Origin of the sequence: Paraburkholderia mimosarum LMG 23256 = NBRC 106338, from assembly GCF_000739815.1 — a bacterium.
GTDB lineage: Bacteria > Pseudomonadota > Gammaproteobacteria > Burkholderiales > Burkholderiaceae > Paraburkholderia > Paraburkholderia mimosarum.
The window spans coordinates 65,362-84,491 of record NZ_BBJJ01000031.1; the positions used below are offsets into that span (position 1 = coordinate 65,362).

General features: G+C 65.6%; 20 protein-coding genes and 2 tRNA genes. 10 read left to right on the forward strand and 12 right to left on the reverse strand.

Annotation, left to right across the window (positions count from 1 at the left end; translation table 11 throughout):
* Window positions 1-112: 112 nt before the first annotated feature.
* Window positions 113-958: a 23S rRNA (adenine(2030)-N(6))-methyltransferase RlmJ gene (locus BMI01S_RS22170; RefSeq protein WP_028213567.1), complete on the forward strand. Its 846-nt coding sequence runs from the start codon at window positions 113-115 to the stop codon at window positions 956-958.
* A 31-nt stretch (window positions 959-989) separates the two neighbouring features.
* Here the strand turns inward: BMI01S_RS22170 and BMI01S_RS22175 are convergent, their stop codons facing one another.
* From BMI01S_RS22175 to cueR, 3 genes are all read right to left on the reverse strand, one after another.
* The gene (locus BMI01S_RS22175; protein WP_154671325.1) at window positions 990-1,325 is read right to left on the reverse strand and encodes a hypothetical protein; all 336 of its coding nucleotides are present in this window, start codon (window positions 1,323-1,325) and stop codon (window positions 990-992) included.
* Between the two features lie 250 nt (window positions 1,326-1,575).
* Complete coding sequence (locus BMI01S_RS39215; protein WP_081716139.1) at window positions 1,576-1,725, reverse strand: DUF3563 family protein; 150 nt, start codon at window positions 1,723-1,725, stop codon at window positions 1,576-1,578.
* A gap of 296 nt (window positions 1,726-2,021) precedes the next feature.
* Entirely contained in the window at window positions 2,022-2,447 is a 426-nt protein-coding gene (gene cueR / locus BMI01S_RS22180) for a Cu(I)-responsive transcriptional regulator (protein ID WP_028213566.1), read from the reverse strand.
* Between the two features lie 158 nt (window positions 2,448-2,605).
* On the opposite strand from cueR, the gene BMI01S_RS22185 reads away from it, so the two are divergent.
* The gene (locus tag BMI01S_RS22185) at window positions 2,606-2,812 is read left to right on the forward strand and encodes a heavy-metal-associated domain-containing protein (protein WP_028213565.1); all 207 of its coding nucleotides are present in this window, start codon (window positions 2,606-2,608) and stop codon (window positions 2,810-2,812) included.
* An 11-nt stretch (window positions 2,813-2,823) separates the two neighbouring features.
* Complete coding sequence (locus tag BMI01S_RS22190; protein WP_028213564.1) at window positions 2,824-3,741, forward strand: dTDP-4-dehydrorhamnose reductase family protein; 918 nt, start codon at window positions 2,824-2,826, stop codon at window positions 3,739-3,741.
* Window positions 3,742-3,795: 54 nt separating this feature from the next.
* Here BMI01S_RS22190 and BMI01S_RS22195 read toward each other — a convergent pair whose 3' ends face one another.
* From BMI01S_RS22195 to BMI01S_RS22210, 4 genes are all read right to left on the reverse strand, one after another.
* Entirely contained in the window at window positions 3,796-7,299 is a 3,504-nt protein-coding gene (locus tag BMI01S_RS22195; RefSeq protein ID WP_042290561.1) for an error-prone DNA polymerase, read from the reverse strand.
* Window positions 7,300-7,332: 33 nt separating this feature from the next.
* On the reverse strand, window positions 7,333-8,934 hold the full coding sequence (locus BMI01S_RS22200; protein WP_036020030.1) for a Y-family DNA polymerase: 1,602 nt from the start codon (window positions 8,932-8,934) through the stop codon (window positions 7,333-7,335).
* The gene (gene imuA / locus BMI01S_RS22205; RefSeq protein ID WP_238327989.1) at window positions 8,834-9,712 is read right to left on the reverse strand and encodes a translesion DNA synthesis-associated protein ImuA; all 879 of its coding nucleotides are present in this window, start codon (window positions 9,710-9,712) and stop codon (window positions 8,834-8,836) included. Before imuA ends, BMI01S_RS22200 begins: the two co-directional genes overlap by 101 nt.
* Window positions 9,713-9,936: 224 nt before the next feature.
* A tRNA-Pro gene (locus BMI01S_RS22210) sits at window positions 9,937-10,013 on the reverse strand.
* A 150-nt stretch (window positions 10,014-10,163) separates the two neighbouring features.
* On the opposite strand from BMI01S_RS22210, the gene sixA reads away from it, so the two are divergent.
* Window positions 10,164-10,628 carry a phosphohistidine phosphatase SixA gene (sixA, locus tag BMI01S_RS22215; protein ID WP_028213560.1) on the forward strand — a complete coding sequence of 155 codons (465 nt, stop codon included), beginning with the start codon at window positions 10,164-10,166 and terminating at the stop codon, window positions 10,626-10,628.
* Window positions 10,629-10,834: 206 nt separating this feature from the next.
* Window positions 10,835-11,653, forward strand: coding sequence for a GNAT family N-acetyltransferase (locus BMI01S_RS22220; RefSeq protein ID WP_028213559.1), 819 nt, complete (start codon window positions 10,835-10,837; stop codon window positions 11,651-11,653).
* Between the two features lie 64 nt (window positions 11,654-11,717).
* On the opposite strand, the gene BMI01S_RS22225 is transcribed toward BMI01S_RS22220, so the two are convergent.
* The 4 genes from BMI01S_RS22225 to BMI01S_RS22240 form a co-directional block, all read right to left on the reverse strand.
* A complete protein-coding gene (locus tag BMI01S_RS22225) occupies window positions 11,718-12,167 on the reverse strand; it encodes an NUDIX hydrolase (RefSeq protein WP_028213558.1) in 450 nt (149 codons plus the stop codon).
* A 7-nt stretch (window positions 12,168-12,174) separates the two neighbouring features.
* A complete protein-coding gene (locus BMI01S_RS22230; RefSeq protein ID WP_028213557.1) occupies window positions 12,175-12,573 on the reverse strand; it encodes an RT0821/Lpp0805 family surface protein in 399 nt (132 codons plus the stop codon).
* 313 nt (window positions 12,574-12,886) lie between these two features.
* Window positions 12,887-12,963, reverse strand: a tRNA-Arg gene (locus BMI01S_RS22235).
* Window positions 12,964-13,076: 113 nt separating this feature from the next.
* Window positions 13,077-13,907 carry an undecaprenyl-diphosphate phosphatase gene (locus BMI01S_RS22240; protein WP_028213556.1) on the reverse strand — a complete coding sequence of 277 codons (831 nt, stop codon included), beginning with the start codon at window positions 13,905-13,907 and terminating at the stop codon, window positions 13,077-13,079.
* A 491-nt stretch (window positions 13,908-14,398) separates the two neighbouring features.
* Here BMI01S_RS22240 and BMI01S_RS22245 point away from each other — a divergent pair, with 491 nt between their 5' ends.
* From BMI01S_RS22245 to BMI01S_RS22260, 4 genes are all read left to right on the forward strand, one after another.
* Entirely contained in the window at window positions 14,399-15,313 is a 915-nt protein-coding gene (locus BMI01S_RS22245) for an aldose epimerase family protein (protein ID WP_028213555.1), read from the forward strand.
* A gap of 165 nt (window positions 15,314-15,478) precedes the next feature.
* Window positions 15,479-16,186 carry a peptidoglycan DD-metalloendopeptidase family protein gene (locus BMI01S_RS22250; RefSeq protein WP_028213554.1) on the forward strand — a complete coding sequence of 236 codons (708 nt, stop codon included), beginning with the start codon at window positions 15,479-15,481 and terminating at the stop codon, window positions 16,184-16,186.
* 652 nt (window positions 16,187-16,838) lie between these two features.
* The gene (locus BMI01S_RS22255; protein ID WP_028213553.1) at window positions 16,839-17,147 is read left to right on the forward strand and encodes a DUF2288 domain-containing protein; all 309 of its coding nucleotides are present in this window, start codon (window positions 16,839-16,841) and stop codon (window positions 17,145-17,147) included.
* Window positions 17,099-18,502: an MATE family efflux transporter gene (locus BMI01S_RS22260; protein WP_081716133.1), complete on the forward strand. Its 1,404-nt coding sequence runs from the start codon at window positions 17,099-17,101 to the stop codon at window positions 18,500-18,502. Before BMI01S_RS22255 ends, BMI01S_RS22260 begins: the two co-directional genes overlap by 49 nt.
* 18 nt (window positions 18,503-18,520) lie before the next feature.
* Here the strand turns inward: BMI01S_RS22260 and BMI01S_RS42005 are convergent, their stop codons facing one another.
* Complete coding sequence (locus BMI01S_RS42005; RefSeq protein ID WP_167334430.1) at window positions 18,521-18,691, reverse strand: hypothetical protein; 171 nt, start codon at window positions 18,689-18,691, stop codon at window positions 18,521-18,523.
* A 140-nt stretch (window positions 18,692-18,831) separates the two neighbouring features.
* Between BMI01S_RS42005 and BMI01S_RS42010 the strand changes: the two genes are divergently transcribed.
* Complete coding sequence (locus BMI01S_RS42010) at window positions 18,832-19,005, forward strand: hypothetical protein (protein WP_165822956.1); 174 nt, start codon at window positions 18,832-18,834, stop codon at window positions 19,003-19,005.
* Window positions 19,006-19,130 lie beyond the last annotated feature (125 nt).

The following is a 19,130-nucleotide window of genomic DNA, read 5'->3' on the forward strand; positions in this document are numbered from 1 at the left end:
GCACGGCGGTGGCGTACAATACGCGGCCTCGCTGCGTGAGCCGCTGTTTCGAAGGCTGCGCGGCGCCTGTGCCGTCTTCCCGCTTTTCACCGGACCTCGTGTCCCGTCCATCATGCTGAGCTACCGCCACGCCTTCCACGCCGGCAATCATGCCGATGTCCTGAAACACGCCGTCGTCGTGCAGCTGCTGCATTACCTCGGCAAGAAGGACAAGGCGTACTGGTACATCGACACCCACGCGGGCGCCGGCGCCTATGCGCTGCGTGAAGGCTACGCCACGAAGAACGCCGAGTTCGACACGGGCATCGGCAAACTGTGGGGCCGCAGCGATCTGCCGCAGGTGCTCGCGGATTATGTCGACGAAGTGGCCGCGCTGAACCCCGACGGCGAACTGCGCTTCTACCCCGGCTCGCCATATCTCGCGTGGCGGCTCTTGCGCGAGCAGGACCGCATGCGGCTATTCGAATTGCACAGCACGGAAATCGACGTCCTGCGCCACCGCTTCCATGACGCCGGCCGCCGCGTGATGATCTACGCCGGCGACGGCTTCGACGGCATCAAGGCGCTGCTGCCCCCGCCGCCGCGCCGGGCGCTCGTGCTGATCGACCCGTCCTTCGAGGACAAGCGCGATTATTCGCGCACGCTCACGTGCCTGGAGGAGAGCCTCGAGCGTTTCGCGAACGGCACCTATGCGGTCTGGTATCCGCAGGTCACGCGCCCCGAGTCGCAGCGCTTCCCGGAGCAGCTCAAGCGCGTGCAGGACAAGAACTGGCTGCATCTCACGCTCTCGGTGAGCAACCCGCCCACGGACGGCTTCGGCCTTTACGGCAGCGGGATGTTCATCCTGAATCCGCCCTACACGCTCGAAGCGTCGATGAAAGAGACGCTGCCCTGGCTCGTCAAGACGCTCGGCCAGGACGCCGGCGCGCAGTTCAAGATCGAGTCGCGCGGCGACTGAGCGCTGCCGCCAGGATCCCAAACGACGCGCGCTACTGCGCAGCCGGTACCGGCTGCGCAAGCGCCGGCGTTGGGCGATGCGGAGGACGCGGCGGGCGCGGCGGCGGATTGGGCCGGCCGCCGCCTCCGGCACCGGACTGCACTTCCACGTACGGCGCGACGATATACGGCTGCGACGAATCGGGGGCGAGGCCGGCCGGCTGCACCGCCTGGACCATCGGCTCACGCGAGAGCGGCGCGTTCTGCAGCACCATGCCCGGTTGGCCGTCGCTAATGCCCATTTGCGTGTCCAGCACGAGCGGCTGCCCCGCATGGGCGCTTGCGCTCGCGCACGCAATGAAGACGGCGAGCAGCCCTGCCCGCGTCAAAGAAAAACGACATGACGCGTGGTGAGACGGCAAAAGCGTTCGATGGGAAATGCGGTCTTGCATCATGAGCGGCCCCGGTAGAAAGCGACACCATTGCTATGACGGCTCGTCGCAAAAAAGACTTTACCTTACCCCGGTGGGAAGGCTCAGACTCTGTTCCATCGACGGCGCAGAAATGACAAAGCCCCGCCAACGCGGGGCTTGAGACAGTGCCGCTCGCAACCGGTCTGAAACCCGGTCGAGGCCGGCCTTACAGCGAGTTGTAGCCGTTCGACTCGATCGAACGGATGCGCTGTTCGAGCTGCACGATATCCGACGACGACGCGAGATACGCTTCGCGGCGGCGACGTTCGGCGGTTTCAAACCAGGTGCCCAGCTTTTCGAGAAAGTACGCAAACATGATGGTGTGCTCCAAGGATTCGGTTCGGCGATCCCCGGTGATTTGCATCAGGGATAACCCTAACTAGGGATAACCCGCATTATAACCGTTGCACCAAACTTTGCTAGTGAATTGCCCGAATGCTGTGCATTCCATTTTGGAATGACGACGACCACCGAATCTGCAACATCATGTTTTATCGACAAGTTTTATCGACGATTTCCGGGCTATCGCCCGAAAGCAGCACCGATCGCACCAAATAAGTGCATGAGATCGACCGGGCTGCGTCAATTTGCCCGGCACCGTTGCAGCGGCGCTTAGTGCTTGTGACCGGGCTCCTGGCAGTTCAGCGGGGCCGCGTCGGCGAGCCCTTCGATAATCGGGCAGTCCGGCCGGTCGTCGCCGTGGCAGTGCGAAGCCAGATGGGCGAGCGTGTCGCGCATCTGGGAGAGTTCGGCGATGCGCTGGTCCAGTTCGGCCACATGATCGAGCGCGATCGACTTGACCTCGGCGCTCGCCCGCGAGCGGTCTTGCCAGAGCGCCAGCAGGCGCCGGATGTCGTCGACGAGAAAGCCGAGCCGACGCGCCTGGCGGATGAAGCGCAGCGAATGCACTTCCTCCCTGCCATAGACGCGGTAGCCGGACGCCGTGCGCGCTTTGGGCGCCAGCAATCCGACACTTTCGTAGTAGCGAATCATTTTCGCCGTGACGCCCGATTCGCGTGCCGCTTCGCCGATGTTCACGCCAGTTCTCCCGCTGTCAGGTGCGTTGGTGAGCAATGATTCGATCGTACACCTTCCCATGATGGGAAGGTCCAGCGACACGAAGCCCCGCTGGCATAATCCGGCTGCGGCCTCATATGCAGCAAGTCACCCGTCTCACTCAGAAAAAGGAAGACACGATGATCGAGTTCAACGTCGAAGGCATGAGCTGCCAGCACTGCGTTGGCGCCGTCACGCGCGCGATTCACGAACATGACGCGCAGGCTAAGGTCGAGATCGATCTGGCCGCCGGCCGCGTCAAGGTCGAATCGAGTCAGAGTGCCGAAGTCCTGAAATCCGCCATCGACGAAGCTGGCTATACCGTAGTCGGCACAGCCGGCGCTTGAGAGGCCCCGCCATGTTCAGGGTTGCCGTGATCGGCGCATCGGGCCTGCTCGGGCGCGCCGTCGTCCGCGAACTCGCAGCCGTTACCGACTGGCAGGTGGTGCCGACTGCGTTCCGCCACGGCGGCCCGCAAGAGGCCGTGCTCGATGTGCGCGACGCGCACGCCGTCAATGCGTTCGTCGAGCGCGAGGCGCCCGATGCGATCGTACTGGCCGCCGCCGAGCGCCGCCCCAATGTCTGCGAGCATGATCCGGCCGCGGCGCGCGCCCTCAACGTCGATGCGGTGCGCAGCATCGCCACGGCGGCGCGGCAGCGTGGTGCGTGGGTGCTCTCGATCTCGACCGATTACGTTTTCGACGGCACCGAGCCCCCGTACGACATCGACGACACGCCGAATCCGCTCAACGCCTACGGCCAGAGCAAGCTCGAAGGCGAGCGCGCGCTGCTCGAAACCAGCGACAACGCCCTCGTGCTGCGCCTGCCGTTGCTGTACGGGCCGATCGTCGGCTGGCACGAGTCGGCGGTGACGAGCCTCGTGCCCGCCATCGTCGCCTCGGCGCAGCCCGGTGCGCGCGCCGCGCCGATGGACGCATGGGCGACGCGCTACCCGACCTTCACGCCCGACGTGGCGTTCCTCATCCGCGAGCTGCTGCTGCGCTTCGCGGACGGCGCGCCCGTGTGCGGGGTCGCGCAATGGTCCGGCGACGAGCCGATGACGAAGTACGACATCGCCCAACGGCTCGCGCAGGCGCTTGGCGTTCAGGCGCGGCTCCTCGCGCAGCCCACGCCCACGGACTCGACGCCCCGCCCGCGCGACTGCCACCTCGATTCGAGCCGTCTCGAAGCGCTGGGCATGGGCCGCCGCACGCCGTTCGACGCAGCGATCCGCGCGGTGCTGGACGCTTTCACCATCAGCGGCGAGCGGCGCTAAGCGGCGCCGCACGGCGACGCACGCGGCCGTTGCCGCTCGCCCTCCGGCAAACATTCAGTGGAAATTCCGGCTTTCCGTCGCGAGCCGTCCGAGCAGCCGGCTGTGATCCTCCAGCCGGTGCGCCACGAGGTGCACCACCTCGCCTTCACGCTGCACCACGCCCGCCACCGCCAGCAGCGAAGACCCTAGCAGTTCCTTGCGCTGCGATTCGACGAGCGCCGCGTGCACGATCACGTTGACGCTGCCGGTCTCGTCCTCGAGCGAGACGAAGATCGTGCCGTTCGCCGTGCCCGGCCGTTGCCGCACCGTCACGATTCCGCACACGCGCGCGAGCATGCCGTGCCGGCAGTGCGCCAGTTGCTCCGCCGTGCGAAAGCGCTGCTTCGCGAGGCCGTGGCGCAGCAGCTCGAGCGGATGGCGATTGAGCGTGAGCCGCAGGCTCGCGTAATCGGCGACGATTTCGGCGCCCTCGGAAGCACGCGGCAACGCGAGCGGCGCCTCGGCAACGGGCGCGTCGCGCAGCAGCGCGGGCACCGCGTGCTGCGCCGTCACGGCCCACCACGCCTCGCGCCGGTGGCCCGCTATGCTCGCGAGCGCATTTGCCGCCGCCAGCGCCTCCAGCTCGCGCCGCGTGAGCGCGGCGCGGCGCGCGAGGTCGTCGACGTCGGTGAACGGCGCATGCTCGCGCGCTTGCATCACGCGCCGCGCGGCATCTTCGGAAAAGCCCTTGATGAGGCTGAAGCCGAGACGCACGGCCGGGCCGCCGTGACCGGAGAGCCCGTAGCGCCGCGGCGCGAGCGCAATGCGCATGCGCACGATGCGCTTGAGGCCATCCATGAACCTGTGCCGCCGGCCGCCGCGCTTGAGCATGCCCCTTCGCGTCAGCGCAGCGGCGTCGAGCAGCGCACGATAATGCCCCGCTTCGGCCCGGCGTGCACGAACCGTCTCGCCATCGAAACGCTGCCCCGGTGCGCCGCGGCTCTCCAGCACCGACTCCCAGTCGCTCAGCGCGATATCGGGCGCGCGCACCTGCACGCCGTGGCGCTTCGCATCCTGCACGAGCTGCGAAGGCGAATAGAAACCGAGCGGCTGACTGTTCAGCAGTCCTGCCAGAAATGCCGCGGGCTCGTAGCGCTTGAGCCACGCACTCGTGTAGACGAGCAGCGCGAAGCTCGCCGCATGGCTCTCTGGAAAACCGTAGTCGCCGAAACCCTCGATCTGCCTGCAGATGCGCTCGGCGAATTCCGGCGTGTAGCCTTTTCCGAGCATGCGCTTCGTGAGATCGGCCTGATACGGACGCAGATCGCCATCGCGCCGCCACGCCGCCATCGCGCGGCGCAGCTTGTCGGCTTCCTCGCCGGTGTAGTCGGCGGCGACCATCGCGAGATGCATCACCTGCTCCTGGAAGATCGGCACGCCGAGCGTGCGTTCGAGCACCGGACGCAGCTCCTCCTTCGCGTACTCCACCACCTCGTCCCCGCGCCGCCGCTTCAGATACGGATGCACCATGTCGCCCTGGATCGGCCCGGGCCGCACGATCGCCACCTGGATCACGAGGTCGTAGTAGGTACGCGGCTTCAGCCGCGGCAACATGCTCTGCTGCGCGCGCGACTCGATCTGGAACACGCCGACGGTGTCGGCCTTCGAACACATGCGATAGACCGCCGGGTCCTCGACCGGAATGTCCTGCACGCGCATCTCCGGCAGGCCGCGCCGCAGCGCCACGAATTCGAGCGAACGCCGGATCGCCGAGAGCATGCCGAGCGCGAGCACATCTACTTTCAGAAGCCGCAGCGCGTCGATATCGTCCTTGTCCCACTCGATCACGTAGCGGTCCTTCATCGCCGCGTTTTCGATCGGCACGAGCCGCGAGAGCTTGTCGCGCGCGATCACGAAACCGCCGACGTGCTGCGAGAGGTGGCGCGGAAAACCGCGCAGCTCGCGCGTGAGCCGGATGAGCTGCTGCGTGACGTGCGAGTCCGGCGAGAAGCCCGCCTCCTCCAGATGGCGCGCGATCGAATCGGGACCGTCCCACCACTGATGCGCGCCCGAGAGTTTTTCGACGAGCGCGTTATCGAGGCCGAGCGCCTTCCCCACGTCGCGCAGCGCGCTGCGCGCACGATAGGTGATGAGCGTCGCGGCCAGCGCGGCGCGGCGCGTGCCGTACTTGCGGTAGATGTACTGGATGACTTCCTCGCGGCGCTGATGCTCGAAGTCGACGTCGATGTCGGGCGGCTCGTTGCGCGCGCGGGACAGAAAGCGCGCCACGAGCATGTTCATGCGTACCGGGTCGATCTCCGTGATCTTCAGGCAGTAGCACACCACCGAGTTCGCCGCCGAGCCGCGCCCCTGGCACAGGATCTTTTGCTCGCGAGCGTAGCGGACGATGTCGTGCACGGTCAGGAAGTACTTCTCGTACTTCAGCTCGGCGATCAGCCGCAGTTCCTCTTCGATCTGCTTGAGGCGCTTTTCGGTCATGCCATCGGGCCAGCGCTCGGCCGCGCCCTGCATCACGAGCTTTTCGAGCCACGAAGCGGGCGTCTCGCCGGGCGGCACCAGTTCCTCGGGATATTCGTAGGCCAGCTCGCCGAGCGAGAACGTGCAGCGGCGCGCGACTTCGAGCGTCGCGTCGAGCGCCTCGCGCGGATAGATCGCGCCAAGCCGTACGCGCGAGCGCAAGTGACGCTCCGCATTCGCCTCCAGCGCGCGCCCGCACGAAGCGAGCGGCTTACCGATGCGGATCGCGCTCAGCGTGTCCTGCAAGGGCTTGCGCGAGCGCGCGTGCATCAGCACCCCGCCCGCCGCGACGAGCGGCAGGCCGCTTTCCTGCGAGACGTGACGCAGCACTTCGATCTGCGTGTCGTCGCCGCCCGTTTGCCACAGCTCGAGCGCGAGCCAGGCGCGCTCGGCCGCGAAGCCCGCGAGCCAGTGCGCGGCCCGCATGGTTTGCGCGAGCGTGGCCGCGCGCTGCGGCACCAGCAGCAGCACGCAGTCGCGCAAATGCTTCAGATGCTCGAAGCCCGGCCCGGGCTCGGTGAAATCGGCGGGATGCACGCGGTAGCTGCCCTTCGCCGCACGCGAGCGCGCGAGCGTGATCAGCTCGCAAAGATTGCCGTAGCCCTCGCGGTTCATGGCGAGCGCGACGAGCGTGCAGAACGGTGCGCCATGTTCGTCGACGAGACCCAGCTCGCTGCCGATCAGCAACTGCAACGACGGCTCGAACGGGCCCAGGGCCGCGGCCGCAGCATTGCCGCCGAGCGCGCGGGCCTCGCGCACGGCTTCGTCATGGGCTTTTTTGCGCGCCTCGTCGTACTCGTTGAGCGCGCTGTATGCGCGCACGACGCCCGCGAACGAGCATTCGTCGGTGATCGCGAGCGAGCGGTAGCCATGGCGGATCGCCTGCTCCACCAGCTCACCCGGGCGCGACGCGCCGCGCAGGAAAGTGAAGTTGGTGAGGCAGTGCAGTTCCGCGTAGTCAGGCAACTGCGCAGGCAACTGCGGAGGCAACTGTGCAGGTAACTGAGAAGGCGACGGCGCGCCCGTCCCGCTGGTCGACATGATTCCTGAAACCCAAAAAACGACGAATAAACGCTAGCCGAAAAGCCCTTGCAGATACCACTGGCCGCCAATGCGCTCGCGATACAGCCAGAACATGCGGCCCTGGTCGTCGGCGGCGACGTAGTAGTCGCGCCCGACGCCCTCGCCGTCCCACCAGCCGGACTCGATGCGCTCGGTGCGCGTGAGCGTCTTCAACGGCCGTCGATAAACCGGCCTGTCGCCGCGCGTCGCGAGCTTGAGCGGCTTTTCGAGCAGCCATGCCGGGCGCGGCTGCGCCGGCAGCGGCACTTCGGGCAGGTCGAAGGCGCTCTGCACGGGCGCGCTTTCCTTTTCCATATCGGGTCCGTTGCGCCCCTTGCGCGGCTTGCGCGAGCGCTTCGCGCCGCTCTCGCGGTAAGGCCGCGCCGACATCGCCAGCTCCGGCCGGTGATCGTCCTCGACGAAAAGCTGCAGCACGTTCTGCTCGCCGAGCCGCGCGCCGATGCGCTCGAAAAGCTGGCCAAGCGACGCCTCGGCGGCCTCGGCCATCGGAAAGAGCGTGTCGGTGGGCGCCGCGTATTCGCTCACCTGCGAGGCGACGAGCGCGAGGCCGATCACGGGCGCCGCGAGTTCGGTCTGATTCAGGCGCTCGCGCAGCAGCCACAGCAGGTGCTCGGCGTCGCGCGAAGGCGCCGCCCAGGCGATCGTGAGACTGGAAGTGCGCGGCGCATGCCGCGAGGCCAGCTCGTGCGCGAGACGCAGTTCGAAAGCGCTCAGCGCGGCGTGCTGCGCGGCGAGCCAGCCGGCCAGCTGCATCACGAGGCGGCGCGCGGCAAAGAGCAGCGCCTCGGCGCTCTCCACGCGCGCGTGCAATTCGAGCGACGCGTGAAACGACGGCGGCGCGGCGAACCAGACGCGCGGATCGGGCGCCTCGCCGCGCGCCTGCGCAAGCCAGCCGAGCACGCCGTCGCCGAAGCGCCGCACGATGCCGTCGCGCGGCAGCCGCCGCAGATCGCCGAGCGTCGCGCAGCCGATCTGCGTGAGCGCGTGGTCGTGCTGCGCGGCGAACGGCGCGAGCGCCACCGGCAATGCATCGAGCACGCGTTCGAGCGTCGTTTCCTTGAGCACGCGCCAGCGGCGCGACGAACGCGTGGCGCGCGCCTGTGCGAGTGTCCACCCGCCCCACGCCGTGGGCGCGCAGGCAATGCGTGCGATGTGTCCGCAGCCGGCCACCGTCGCCGCGACCCTGGCGAGCAGCGCGCGCACGCCGCCGAACAGACGCAGCCCCGAGCCGACTTCGAGCAACAGCGTGTGCGACTGCGCGAGCGACACCTTGGGCGTATAGGCGAGCAACGCGAGCGCGAGCGCCTCGAAGGCGCGGGCCTCGCGCGCCGGATCGGGCTCGAGCAGCACGAGCCCCGGCGCGAGCGCCAGCGCATGCGAGCGCGTGTTGCCGGGCTGCACGCCGAGGCGCAGCGCGCCCTGATCGGGGATCAGGATGCGCGTGGGATCGGCAAGCGCGTAACAGCGCAGCGCAGCGCAGGCCTCGACGCCCTCAGACGGGGGTGACGGGTATGACGTTGACGGCACCGGCGGCGTCAGCGGCCTGACGGCCTCGAGCGGCAACAGCGGCAAGGTGACGGCGATCCACAGCATGATTGACCCCGGGCCACGGCATGACGACGGAAGCTGCGTCCGGCTGGGGCAGCACTGCGTCCTGCAGCGGCAATGTAATGACGAGTGGTTGGGCGGGCGGCGGCCCGCGGCGCTTGAAAATATCGACGGATAGCGCGGCGAGCTGCATCCATTGCCGCCGGTTCAGGTTCGCGTCGGCGGGCGCCGGCACCGGCGAGCAGGTCATGCGCAACGGCGCCGGCGACGACTGGTTGCGCGCGGCGAGCGGCCGCACGAGAAACGCGAGCGCCTGCGAATCCTGGGCGGCGACCTGCAGGCGGCGCACGGCATCGGCGCGCGCCTTCGTCTGCCAGAGCAGCACGGCGCCCATGCCTTCCTGCTTGAGCGCCTGCTCGGCCACCCAGGCGGCCTCCTCTTCGGCCGCGCGCACCCAGATCACGCGTTCGAGGGCGAGCCCCCAGGTCTTGAGCGCGCAGGCGTACGGACGCCACGGCGGCGCGACCAGCAGCACGTGCCTGCCAGCTTGCGCGGTGAGCGCGCGCAACGCCGGCGCGACGAGCCGCATCTCCCCCACGCCGCCCTGCTCGACGAGCAGTTCGGTCAAGCTGCCCGCGGGCCAGCCGGCGCCCGGGAGCTGGGCGTCGAGCGTGGCGTGGCCGCTCGGCACCGAACGCTCGCTCGCGTGGGCAAGCTGATCGCCTTGCCACACGCGGCTTTGCAGCCGGGGAGGCAAGTGTTCGGCGAGCTGCGCGGCGAGTTGCGCGGTGATGGGCTGCGCAGGGATCTGGACTGCTGCCATGATTCTGGGCCTGATCGATGGGAATACCTCACCCTGCCCGGCTGGAAATGGGGCATGGGTGGGAAGGAGGTCGGCTTGCCTCCACCTGTATATTTATACAGTATTTTGAGAGATTGGAGGAGACGGGAAAGCGGGGAAGGCAGCGGGTTGACAGCTTGCCGGCGCCGCAAACAGCGGAAAAAGAAAAAGGACTTACGGCATGACACCGTAAGTCCTTGATTCTGTGGTCGGAGCGATAGGATTCGAACCTACGACCCTCTGATCCCAAATCAGATGCGCTACCAGGCTGCGCTACGCTCCGACGAATCAGAGATTGTATCGGTAGTGGGCCAGCGCCGTCAAATCGCCGCACGCAAAAAAAGAACCTCATCCGCGCTTGCCGCCTCGCAGCGAGGCGCGCACCATGACAACCAACCCCTTACGCGCAACCTTGCAGCCAAAAGGAGACGCCATGCATCTCATCCTCTGGCGCCACGCCGAAGCCGAAGACAGTGCCGCCACCGACCTCGCCCGCCAGCTCACCACACGCGGGCGCAAGCAGGCGCAGAACGTGGCGCGCTGGCTGCGCGCGCGCCTGCCCGAGGACACGCTGATTCTCGCGAGCCCCGCCGCGCGCACCATCCAAACCGCCGAGGCGCTCACCGACCAGTATCGCGTGGCCCGTGAACTCGCGCCCGATGCGAGCGTCGAGGCGGTACTGAGCGCCGTCGGGTGGCCCGATGGGCTGGCCTCGACGGTCGTCGTGGTCGGCCATCAGCCTACCCTCGGCGAAGTCGCGGCGCGGCTGCTCTCTGGCGGCGCCGACTCGCGCAGCTGGGCCGTCAAGAAAGCCGGCGTACTCTGGCTGGCCAGCCGCGAACGCAACGGCGACGACCAGGCCGTCCTGCACGCCGCCATCACCCCTGATCTCGTATAAGTCCTCCAGCCTGCCCACTGGGCCGCCCCGTGCGCGGCCCAGACAGCGCTCCACCTGAACCCGCCGCATTCCCACCCCCGCCGCCGCAAGCCGCGTCGTCCGTCTGCCGTGCGCGACGTCATCGAATCGTCACTGCTTTTTCATGGAAACGTAACCGCGTATTACTACATTGCCGGGAAAGTTCTCTTACTTCCGAAGGACGCCCCATGCGAGATCTGCCGACGCCCACCCTGCCGTTCGCCTCGACGCTATTCGAGTCGAATCGGCGCCTGCCGCGCGCCGAAGAAACGGTCACCGCGCAGCATCGGCTGCAGGTGGCCTGGGCTCGCAGCGACGAGGAACTGCGCGAGGCCCAGCGTCTGCGCTACCGCGTGTTCGCCGAGGAAATGGGCGCACACCTGACCGGTCCGGCCGGCCTTGATGTCGACGCGTTCGACGCCTACTGCGACCACCTGCTCGTACGCGACCTCGACACGCTCAAGGTCGTCGGCACGTATCGCGTGCTGCCGCCGCATCAAGCGGCGCGCATCGGCCGTCTCTACGCCGAAAGCGAGTTCGACGTCTCGCGCCTCGCGCATCTGCGCCCGAAGATGGTCGAAGTGGGCCGCTCGTGCGTGCACCCCGACTACCGCAGCGGCTCGGTCATCATGTCCCTGTGGGGCGGCCTTGGCGGCTACATGACGCACAACGGCTACGAGACGATGCTCGGCTGCGCGAGCGTCGCGATGGCCGACGGCGGCCACTACGCGGCGAACCTGTACTGCGCGCTCGGCGCCAACGCGTTGACGGCGCCCGAATACCGCGCGTTCCCGCACACGCCGCTGCCCGTCGAGGAGTTGCGCACCGGCACGCCTGCCGTGCCGCCGCCGCTCATCAAGGGCTACCTGCGCCTTGGCGCGAAGATCTGCGGCGCGCCCGCCTGGGACCCCGACTTCAACTGCGCCGACTTCCTCACGCTCTTCCGCCTCTCGGAGATCAACGAGCGTTACGCGCGCCACTTCCTCGGCGAAGCTGTGGGGCGTTAAAGCCGCATCCGCCGCACATCGGAAAAGGCGAGGCGCTCGTTGCGGCGCCGCCTGTTCCGGCGGATCAGAGTTTGCGGTGCAGCTCCGGGAGCGAAAGCGCTGTCTCGAACAGCCGCGTGAGACTGCGGCTCGCGTAGCTTGCGACGTCGGACGGAACGGTCCAGCGCCAGGCGTCCATTTCGGGAATCATCACGCCGTCCTCCCGGCGCGGAAAGAGCGACACGCAAACGCAGCGCGACAGGTCGAGTTCGTCGGGCGCCGCGCGCGCCGCAAAGAGATGCAGATCCTTGTCGCGCCGGTAAGCAAAGCGCCCGAGATCGACGAGCCGCGACGCCGCGAGCACGATGCCGGTTTCCTCGGCCATTTCCCGGCGCGCGCTCTGTGATTCTGTCTCGCCGGGTTCGCCCTGCCCTTTGGGAATGTCCCAGTGATTCGTGCCGGTTGCGTGCGCAAGCAGCACGCGGCCGTGAGGATCGAGCAGCACGATGCCGCACGAAACGACCTTGGCGTTCACCGCGCGCTCAGTGCTGCTTCTGGAACTTCCACGCGCCTTCCCCCACGCGGCAGAAATGTGGACGCAGCGTCATCGACTGCCCCTTCGCATTGATGACAACTTCCGTGTCGCGGCAAGTCTTGTCGCCTTCCTTTCGCGTGTTCGACGGCGTGATGGTCGAGTCGACGCGCACGCTGTTGCGCGAGCCTTCATTGGTCCAGGTCGTGCTCTCGCCATCTGCCTTGTGCTCGACGGCGTCGCGCACGGCATTCTGGAGCGAGCTGTAGTCCGCCTGGTTCATGAACGACATCGGCGTGTTGTTCAGAAAGCCGAGATTGGCGGCATGCGCGCTGCTCGTGCCGATCGTGACAAGGAGCGCCGCGCTCAGGGTACTCAGGGTGTGCAGGGCTCGGGGCAACGTGGCCATTGGATGTTCTCCTCGATGGGCAAACGGTATTCGGTATCGGCGAAAAGCATAACACGCACCCTTTTTTCACCCGCCATGCGAGGCCGCGTGCAAGCCGCTGGCCGCCCTCGATCGGTCCTTTTCAGATGTGCCCGACGGTGACGACTCAGCCATCAAGCAATGCACCTCCGGCTGCCGGCAGTCGGTGAACGCAGCGAGGCAATTACGTCCTTGATTTCGGCATTGCTGAACACCGGTTCATCGCCCTACTGAGATCGAACGGTGGAAAGTGAAAAGCCCGGCGAGGAAGGCCGGGCTTTATGTTCATTTGATCTGGCGCGACAGGAGGGGCTCGAACCCCCGACCCTCGGCTTAGAAGGCCGATGCTCTATCCAGCTGAGCTACTGTCGCGTGGTCGCGTGCGAGGCCCCGAACGGCCCCACGAAGACGGGGCTGGATTATACCGCGATCGTCTCACGCGGTCGCGCGGGTGGTCGCGTTTCCGAGGGTCACGGGTGCCACAATCAAACCGGCTGCTGATGTAACGCGAACCAGCCAAGGAAGATCGCGCCCGCGATCAGGCAATAGACGCCGAACGATGCCAGGCGCCCACGCCCCTCGAAATAGCGCATCAGGAACTTCACGCTCAGCCAGGCCGCGATCCCGGTGAGCACGCCCCCGACGAGCGCCGTCACCAGTTGGTCTCGCGCATGAAAGAGCTTGGGCAGTTCGAGCACGCCAGCCGCGAAGATAATCGGCGTGCCGAGCAGGAATGAGAACTCCGCGGCCTTTTCGGCAGTAAGGCCCGCCGCATTGCCCGCAATCATCGTGAGGCCGCTGCGCGAAAAGCCGGGAATGAGCGCGCCGATCTGCGCAAGGCCGACGAAAAACGCCTGGCGAAACGTGAGCTTCTCCGGCGGACGATGGGCGCGCGCGCGCTGAAGACGATCGCCGAACCACAGCAGCACGCCGTTGACCATCAGTGCCGCCGCGACGATGCGCAGATCGTGAAAGATCGCCTCGATGCGCTTTTCCAACACGAGGCCAACAATGCCCGTCGGAATGGTGCCCACGATGAGGGCCCACATCATGTGTCCTTCATCGTTCTTGCGCCCGGCCAGCGAGCCGAAGAAGCCGCCGATCAGCGCGACCCAACGCTCGCGGAAATACCAGAGCAGCGCGACGGCAGTCCCCAGGTGCAAAGCAACGAGGAACGGAAGGAGTTGCGGCGCATGCTTGTCGATGTGCATGCCGAAAACGGCCGGCACAAGCAGCGTATGACCGAGACTGCTCACGGGAAAGAGTTCCGTGACGCCTTGCAACACGCTAAGGAAGAGTAGAAACCAGAGACTCACGCGCGGATCCTCGTAATATTGACGTAAGGTGCCGGACCATGCGGAGCCGGTGCGGCGGAGCGCACCGATTATGCCTGGGCCGAATTACAGCGCCAAGCCTGGTGACGTATTTGTCGGAGAAGTTACCGCGCCGCAACAAAATTGGCCGCGAATGCACGGGTTCTTGACACCACGTGTGAGGTGGAAATTGCGAAGAAGACTCAGGGGACCGATAGGCCGCGCTCAACGCGCCATCTTGTAGAAAAAATACGCGCTGCTGCCCACAAAGAGGCTGAACAGAGCCATGCTCATTGCTATTGCGAGGTCCATGCAGGTCTCCTGCGAAAATGGTCTGTGCGCCAACGCACGGTCATGCGGATTATCCCGACTCACATCGTTCGACAAAAGTCACGCTTTCCCGACGCGGGTTTTCACGCATGCGAAAGCGGCGCAAAATCCGCCTGCCCGGCGCAAGTGCGCCGATACCTTCTCCCACCACCCCAGGCTCGCCCATGAACGTCAACCCGCAGCAGGACATCATCTCCCTTTCGCGCGGCACCTCGACGCTGCGCTTCGCGCCGTCGGCCGGCGGACGATTGCTCTCGTGGGATATGGAAGGCCAGCCTGTCATCGTTTGGCCGGACAACGCAAATTGGGCAGAGCCGGCACGCGTGCGCGGCGGGAACCCGCTGCTGTTCCCGTTTCTTGGCCGCCATCGCGTAGACGGTCAAATCGGCCGTTGGCGCGACGCACAGGGTGTCATCCGCGATCTGCCGATGCACGGCTTCGCGCGCGACCTGCCCTTCACGGCGCAAGTCGACGACGATGGGCATGGTCTGCGAATGACACTCGTCGACTCCGACGCCACACGCACGGGTTACCCGTTCGCCTTTCGCTTTGAAGCGCTCTATCGTCTGGCGGACGCTCAGACGCTCGACGTAAGCCTGAGCGTGACCAACACCGGCTCACAGCCTTTTCCCTGGTACGCGGGGCATCATTTCTATTTCGCGTTGCCGCACGCCCAGCGCGCGCAAACGACGCTCGATCTGCCCTCCGCACAGCGCCGCCATCAGTTCGCGGACGGCTCGATCAGCGCGCCCGAGCCAGGTGAGAAGCAGTACCGGCTCGACGATCCTCGCATCATCGACCGTTTCCATGTTCTGGAGCCCACGCCGCCCGCTTCGTCCGTACGCCTTGTTGCGCCGGGGCTAGGCAGACGGGTGACCATCGATCTGAACCGACCCGGCTCGCTTGCCTGGTACGCGGTGACGACATGGACGGAAGCCGAAAACTCCGACTTCTACTGCATCGAACCCTGGCTCGGGCTACCCGATGCGATTCATAATGGACTCGGGCTGCGCTGGCTGGACCCGGGCCATACGGAGACGGCAGTGCTGCGCATCGGTGTCGAAGCGCTCGACGGCTAATCTCACTTTTGTCACATGCGGTGCCGACGGGCGTAGCTGTGAGGCCGCTTTCGTCAGTCATTCGTCAGGCGAAAAGCCAGCTTTGCCGGCAAACCCGCTAAAATCGGTCGTTTTGCCAGGGCGACGAAGCTCAGTCAGTCGCGAGGCAACGTCATGCGAGGTTCAATGTTGGCACCAGGAATCAGACGGATTGCATGTGCGGCGCTCATTGCGTTGCTGAGCGCGTGTGGATCGGCCCCGGTCGGGCCTGGCTATTACCGCGTGGAACGCGGCGACACCGTTTACAAGATCGCCCGTAGCAATCGCCAGTCTGTGCAGAACATCGTGCGCTGGAACAATCTGTCGAACCCCGATGCCATCGAAGTCGGCCAGGTGCTGCGCGTGGAGCCGCCCGCCGGCACGACGACCGCACGCACCAGCGCCGCGCCGCGTGCAGGCGCGAGCGCTCCGCGGGAAACGGCGGACGCAGCCGACTCGTCGTCCGCGCCATCGGCCGCAGCCAGCCCGTCGATCTCGCTTGTCTGGCCGACCAGCGGGCAGGTCGTACGCAACTTCGACGGCCGCGACTCGAAGGGTATCGACATCGTCAACGCGGCCGGCACGCCGGTCGTCGCGGCAGCGCCGGGCACGGTGGTCTACGCCGGCAGCGGTCTACGTGGTTACGGGAACTTGCTGATCATCAAGCACAACGGAGACTACCTGACGGCCTATGCGCACAATCAGGCATTGTTCGTGAAGGAAGGTCAGAGCGTGACGCAAGGTCAGAAGATCGCCGAAATGGGAAGCACTGACAACGATCGCGTGATGCTGCATTTCGAGTTGCGCTATCAAGGGCGCTCGATCGATCCGACACGCGAACTGCCGGCACGCTGACCGAGACTGTTGCCACCCGATCGATAGGCAAAAAAAAGCCCGGCATGGCGCCGGGCTAACGGGGGTTTGGCGCATATCGGTAAAGGACCGGTTTACCATGCGCCGAATCGCAATCTATCAATCGGTTTCCTGCGGCGCAATCACTTAATTAGACCGAGAATGTGTTGCGGCGCACGGATTATGTGTCGCACCACTTTTCGGCGATGAATACGTACGTTCGATCTAGGGTCGTTGCGCATAAAAGCGTTCGCAGCAAGGGCACGCCGCGACTAGGCAAAAAACGACGGAAAGCCTTGCCGGTCGGTGTTCTCAGGCCGACGACGATTGGCTACCGAGATGTTTCGCAATGCCGGATCATCGCTTTAACCCGCTGCAATTTTCTCATTTTGTTGAGCCGCGCGCTTTAGTGGGGAAGCGCACGAAGCAGCGCATTTTATCGACTCGGATGTACAAAAATTGAAACCATTTCGCAGCACGCTTAAGATCAGATGTTTGACCGGTTTAATCTACCTTATTGTCTGAATTTCGGCGGCTCGAACCTGGCTATCGATCATTAATGTGATTAATGCCGCCGAAAACGCGCTCGTCAACCGCCCTGTCGGCAGGCTGGCTATCGTTTATAGTAACGGGCGCACCGCATCACCTCTTCACCATGACTATAGAAGACGCCAACCCCAGCTCGCTGTACGCCAAACTGTTCGGCGAAACCGCCAAGATAGACTGGCAGGATCTCGAACGTTTTTTCGCCCAAGGCAAGCTGCTCAGCGTGGCGAGCGACCTCGACCTCGTCAGTGTGGCCGAGGCCATCGCTAACGACGACAGCACCGTCGTCACGCAATGGCTGTCGTCGGGCCTCGTCGTACGCATGCAAGCAGAAACGGCGGCCGATTACGCTGCGCGCAAGCCTGAACTATGGGCCGTCGTCGTTTCGCCGTGGGTGTGCGTGCAGGAGCGCGTTTGAGCGACGCGCAGGCCCTGCCCGACCAGCGCGGCTGGCATCGGCGCGTGCTGACGCTCGCGTTTCCCATTGTTCTCGCCAATCTCACGCAGCCCATACTCGGCGCCGTCGATACCGCCGTGGCCGGTCACCTTGGCAGCGCAGCCGACCTGGGCGGCGTCGCGCTAGGCGGACTGTTCTTCAATTTCGTGTTCTGGGGCTTCGGCTTCCTGCGCATGGGAACGACTGGACTCGTCGCACAGGCCCATGGCGCGCGCGAGTTCGCTGCGCTGCGCGCGAACGTCGTGCGCGCACTGCTGCTGGCGTTCGCGATCGGCATTGTGATCCTGCTGATCCAGTCGCCCGTGATTCGATACACGCTCGCGGCTATTGGGGGCAGTGTCGAGGTGCAGCATAACGCCACGATCTACTGTCTGGCGCGTATTGGATCTGCGCCCTTCGCGCTGGCGAATTACGTCGTACTCGGTTATCTACTGGGCACGCAACGCGTGCGCATAGCGCTGGCTTCGCAGATTTTTATCAATCTCGTGAATGTCGCTGCAGTGCTTGGCTATGTATATGGCCTGGGTTGGGGCATCGCAGGCATCGGGGCGGCGACGGCGACTGCGGATGCGCTTGGCTTTGTGTTCGGCGCCTGTGTGCTCTGGAGGCTACGTCCTCGCGGGCTTGCCCCGCTAGCGCTGCGCACCGTACTCGAGCCCGCGGCGGTGAAGCGGCTCGTCGTACTCAATCGGGATATTTTTCTGCGTACGCTCTGCCTGCTGGGGTCGTTCGGGTGGTTCGCCCACCTGGGCGCGGCGCAAGGCGACGCCATTCTTGCCGCCAACGCTCTGCTTCTCAACTTCCAAACCTTCATGGCGTACGGCCTCGACGGGTTCGCTCATGCAGCCGAAGCGCTGGTCGGCGCGGCAATTGGTGCGGGCAACCGAACCGCGTTTCGCGAGGCGGTCAAGGTCAATCTGTTCTGGTCGGCGCTCGGGGCGTTCGGCTTTTCCGTCGTCTATTGGGTCTGTGGCCCATGGATTATCGGTCAGCTAACCGACCAACCGGCGGTACGTACCGCCGCTCTCACATTCTTGCCGTGGGCCGCGCTGTCGCCGCTGATTTCCGTCTGGGGATTTCTGCTGGACGGCGTGTTCATCGGGGCGACACGCACTCGAGAACTCATGCACGCAATGGTGGTATCGCTGGCAGTGTTTCTTGGCGCATCGTGGGCGCTGGTCGGGCCGCTCGGCAACCACGGGCTGTGGATCGCCCTCCTCGTGTTCATGGCGGCGCGCGGGCTGACGCTCTCACCGTTGGTGCCGCGCATCAGCGGTGCGATTGAACCTCGCCCCCTGCACGGTTGGGCTGAGTAGCTTGCGCCCGCTGGGCGCTCACTGAGCGGGCGGCATGTTTTCGATCATCATCGGCGGACGGTCGTCGGTCGGTACCCCGTGGTAGTCGGGCGGATCCTGCGGCGGGGTGCCGTGGTGGTGCGTCGTCGAGTTGTCAGCACACGCCGAAAGCAAAGCGCCCATCATGAGGGCCAGATAAATACGGGACATCAGATCAAATCCTTTCTGAGTGGTGGTCCATTCTCCACTCCATAACTCGATACAGCGTGGCGCAGCGCGCAAACCGCTATTTTTTCCGCTGCGACACTGTTCTAAGATACGGACATGGCTGCAATCGACAGGAGGCTGCCATGGACGCCGAAACTATTGCGGGTCTGATCGGTCTTGCCGTAGGGCTGCTCGTGCTGCTTGGGCTATCGATTTTTGAATCGCGCGCCTACAGGAAGGAGCACGACGGCGAAGGCATGATGCATCACTGGCTGGCCGAGCACCATGTGCTCGACCGGGTTCGCCGCAGGCACTGAACGCTGCGGCGCAGGCGCGGTGCTGGCCTGACTCTCTCCCGCTGCCAGTTGAGCCTGGTTGCGCGGCGCTTTGTTGCCGCATCCGGGACATTAAGTCTTGCGCGCCTTCATTTTCCACATCGCAT

Bases quoted from the DNA above. Each gene is read 5' to 3' on its own strand.
- BMI01S_RS22170 (WP_028213567.1), top strand. From the start codon at position 113: ATGCTGAGCTACCGCCACGCCTTCCACGCCGGCAATCATGCCGATGTC.
- BMI01S_RS39215 (WP_081716139.1), bottom strand. From the start codon at position 1,725: ATGTTTGCGTACTTTCTCGAAAAGCTGGGCACCTGGTTTGAAACCGCC.
- BMI01S_RS22185 (WP_028213565.1), top strand. From the start codon at position 2,606: ATGATCGAGTTCAACGTCGAAGGCATGAGCTGCCAGCACTGCGTTGGC.
- BMI01S_RS22190 (WP_028213564.1), top strand. From the start codon at position 2,824: ATGTTCAGGGTTGCCGTGATCGGCGCATCGGGCCTGCTCGGGCGCGCC.
- BMI01S_RS22195 (WP_042290561.1), bottom strand. From the start codon at position 7,299: ATGTCGACCAGCGGGACGGGCGCGCCGTCGCCTTCTCAGTTACCTGCA.
- BMI01S_RS22200 (WP_036020030.1), bottom strand. From the start codon at position 8,934: ATGCTGTGGATCGCCGTCACCTTGCCGCTGTTGCCGCTCGAGGCCGTC.
- imuA (WP_238327989.1), bottom strand. From the start codon at position 9,712: ATGGCAGCAGTCCAGATCCCTGCGCAGCCCATCACCGCGCAACTCGCC.
- sixA (WP_028213560.1), top strand. From the start codon at position 10,164: ATGCATCTCATCCTCTGGCGCCACGCCGAAGCCGAAGACAGTGCCGCC.
- BMI01S_RS22220 (WP_028213559.1), top strand. From the start codon at position 10,835: ATGCGAGATCTGCCGACGCCCACCCTGCCGTTCGCCTCGACGCTATTC.
- BMI01S_RS22230 (WP_028213557.1), bottom strand. From the start codon at position 12,573: ATGGCCACGTTGCCCCGAGCCCTGCACACCCTGAGTACCCTGAGCGCG.
- BMI01S_RS22245 (WP_028213555.1), top strand. From the start codon at position 14,399: ATGAACGTCAACCCGCAGCAGGACATCATCTCCCTTTCGCGCGGCACC.
- BMI01S_RS22250 (WP_028213554.1), top strand. From the start codon at position 15,479: ATGTTGGCACCAGGAATCAGACGGATTGCATGTGCGGCGCTCATTGCG.
- BMI01S_RS22255 (WP_028213553.1), top strand. From the start codon at position 16,839: ATGACTATAGAAGACGCCAACCCCAGCTCGCTGTACGCCAAACTGTTC.
- BMI01S_RS22260 (WP_081716133.1), top strand. From the start codon at position 17,099: ATGGGCCGTCGTCGTTTCGCCGTGGGTGTGCGTGCAGGAGCGCGTTTG.
- BMI01S_RS42005 (WP_167334430.1), bottom strand. From the start codon at position 18,691: ATGTCCCGTATTTATCTGGCCCTCATGATGGGCGCTTTGCTTTCGGCG.
- BMI01S_RS42010 (WP_165822956.1), top strand. From the start codon at position 18,832: ATGGACGCCGAAACTATTGCGGGTCTGATCGGTCTTGCCGTAGGGCTG.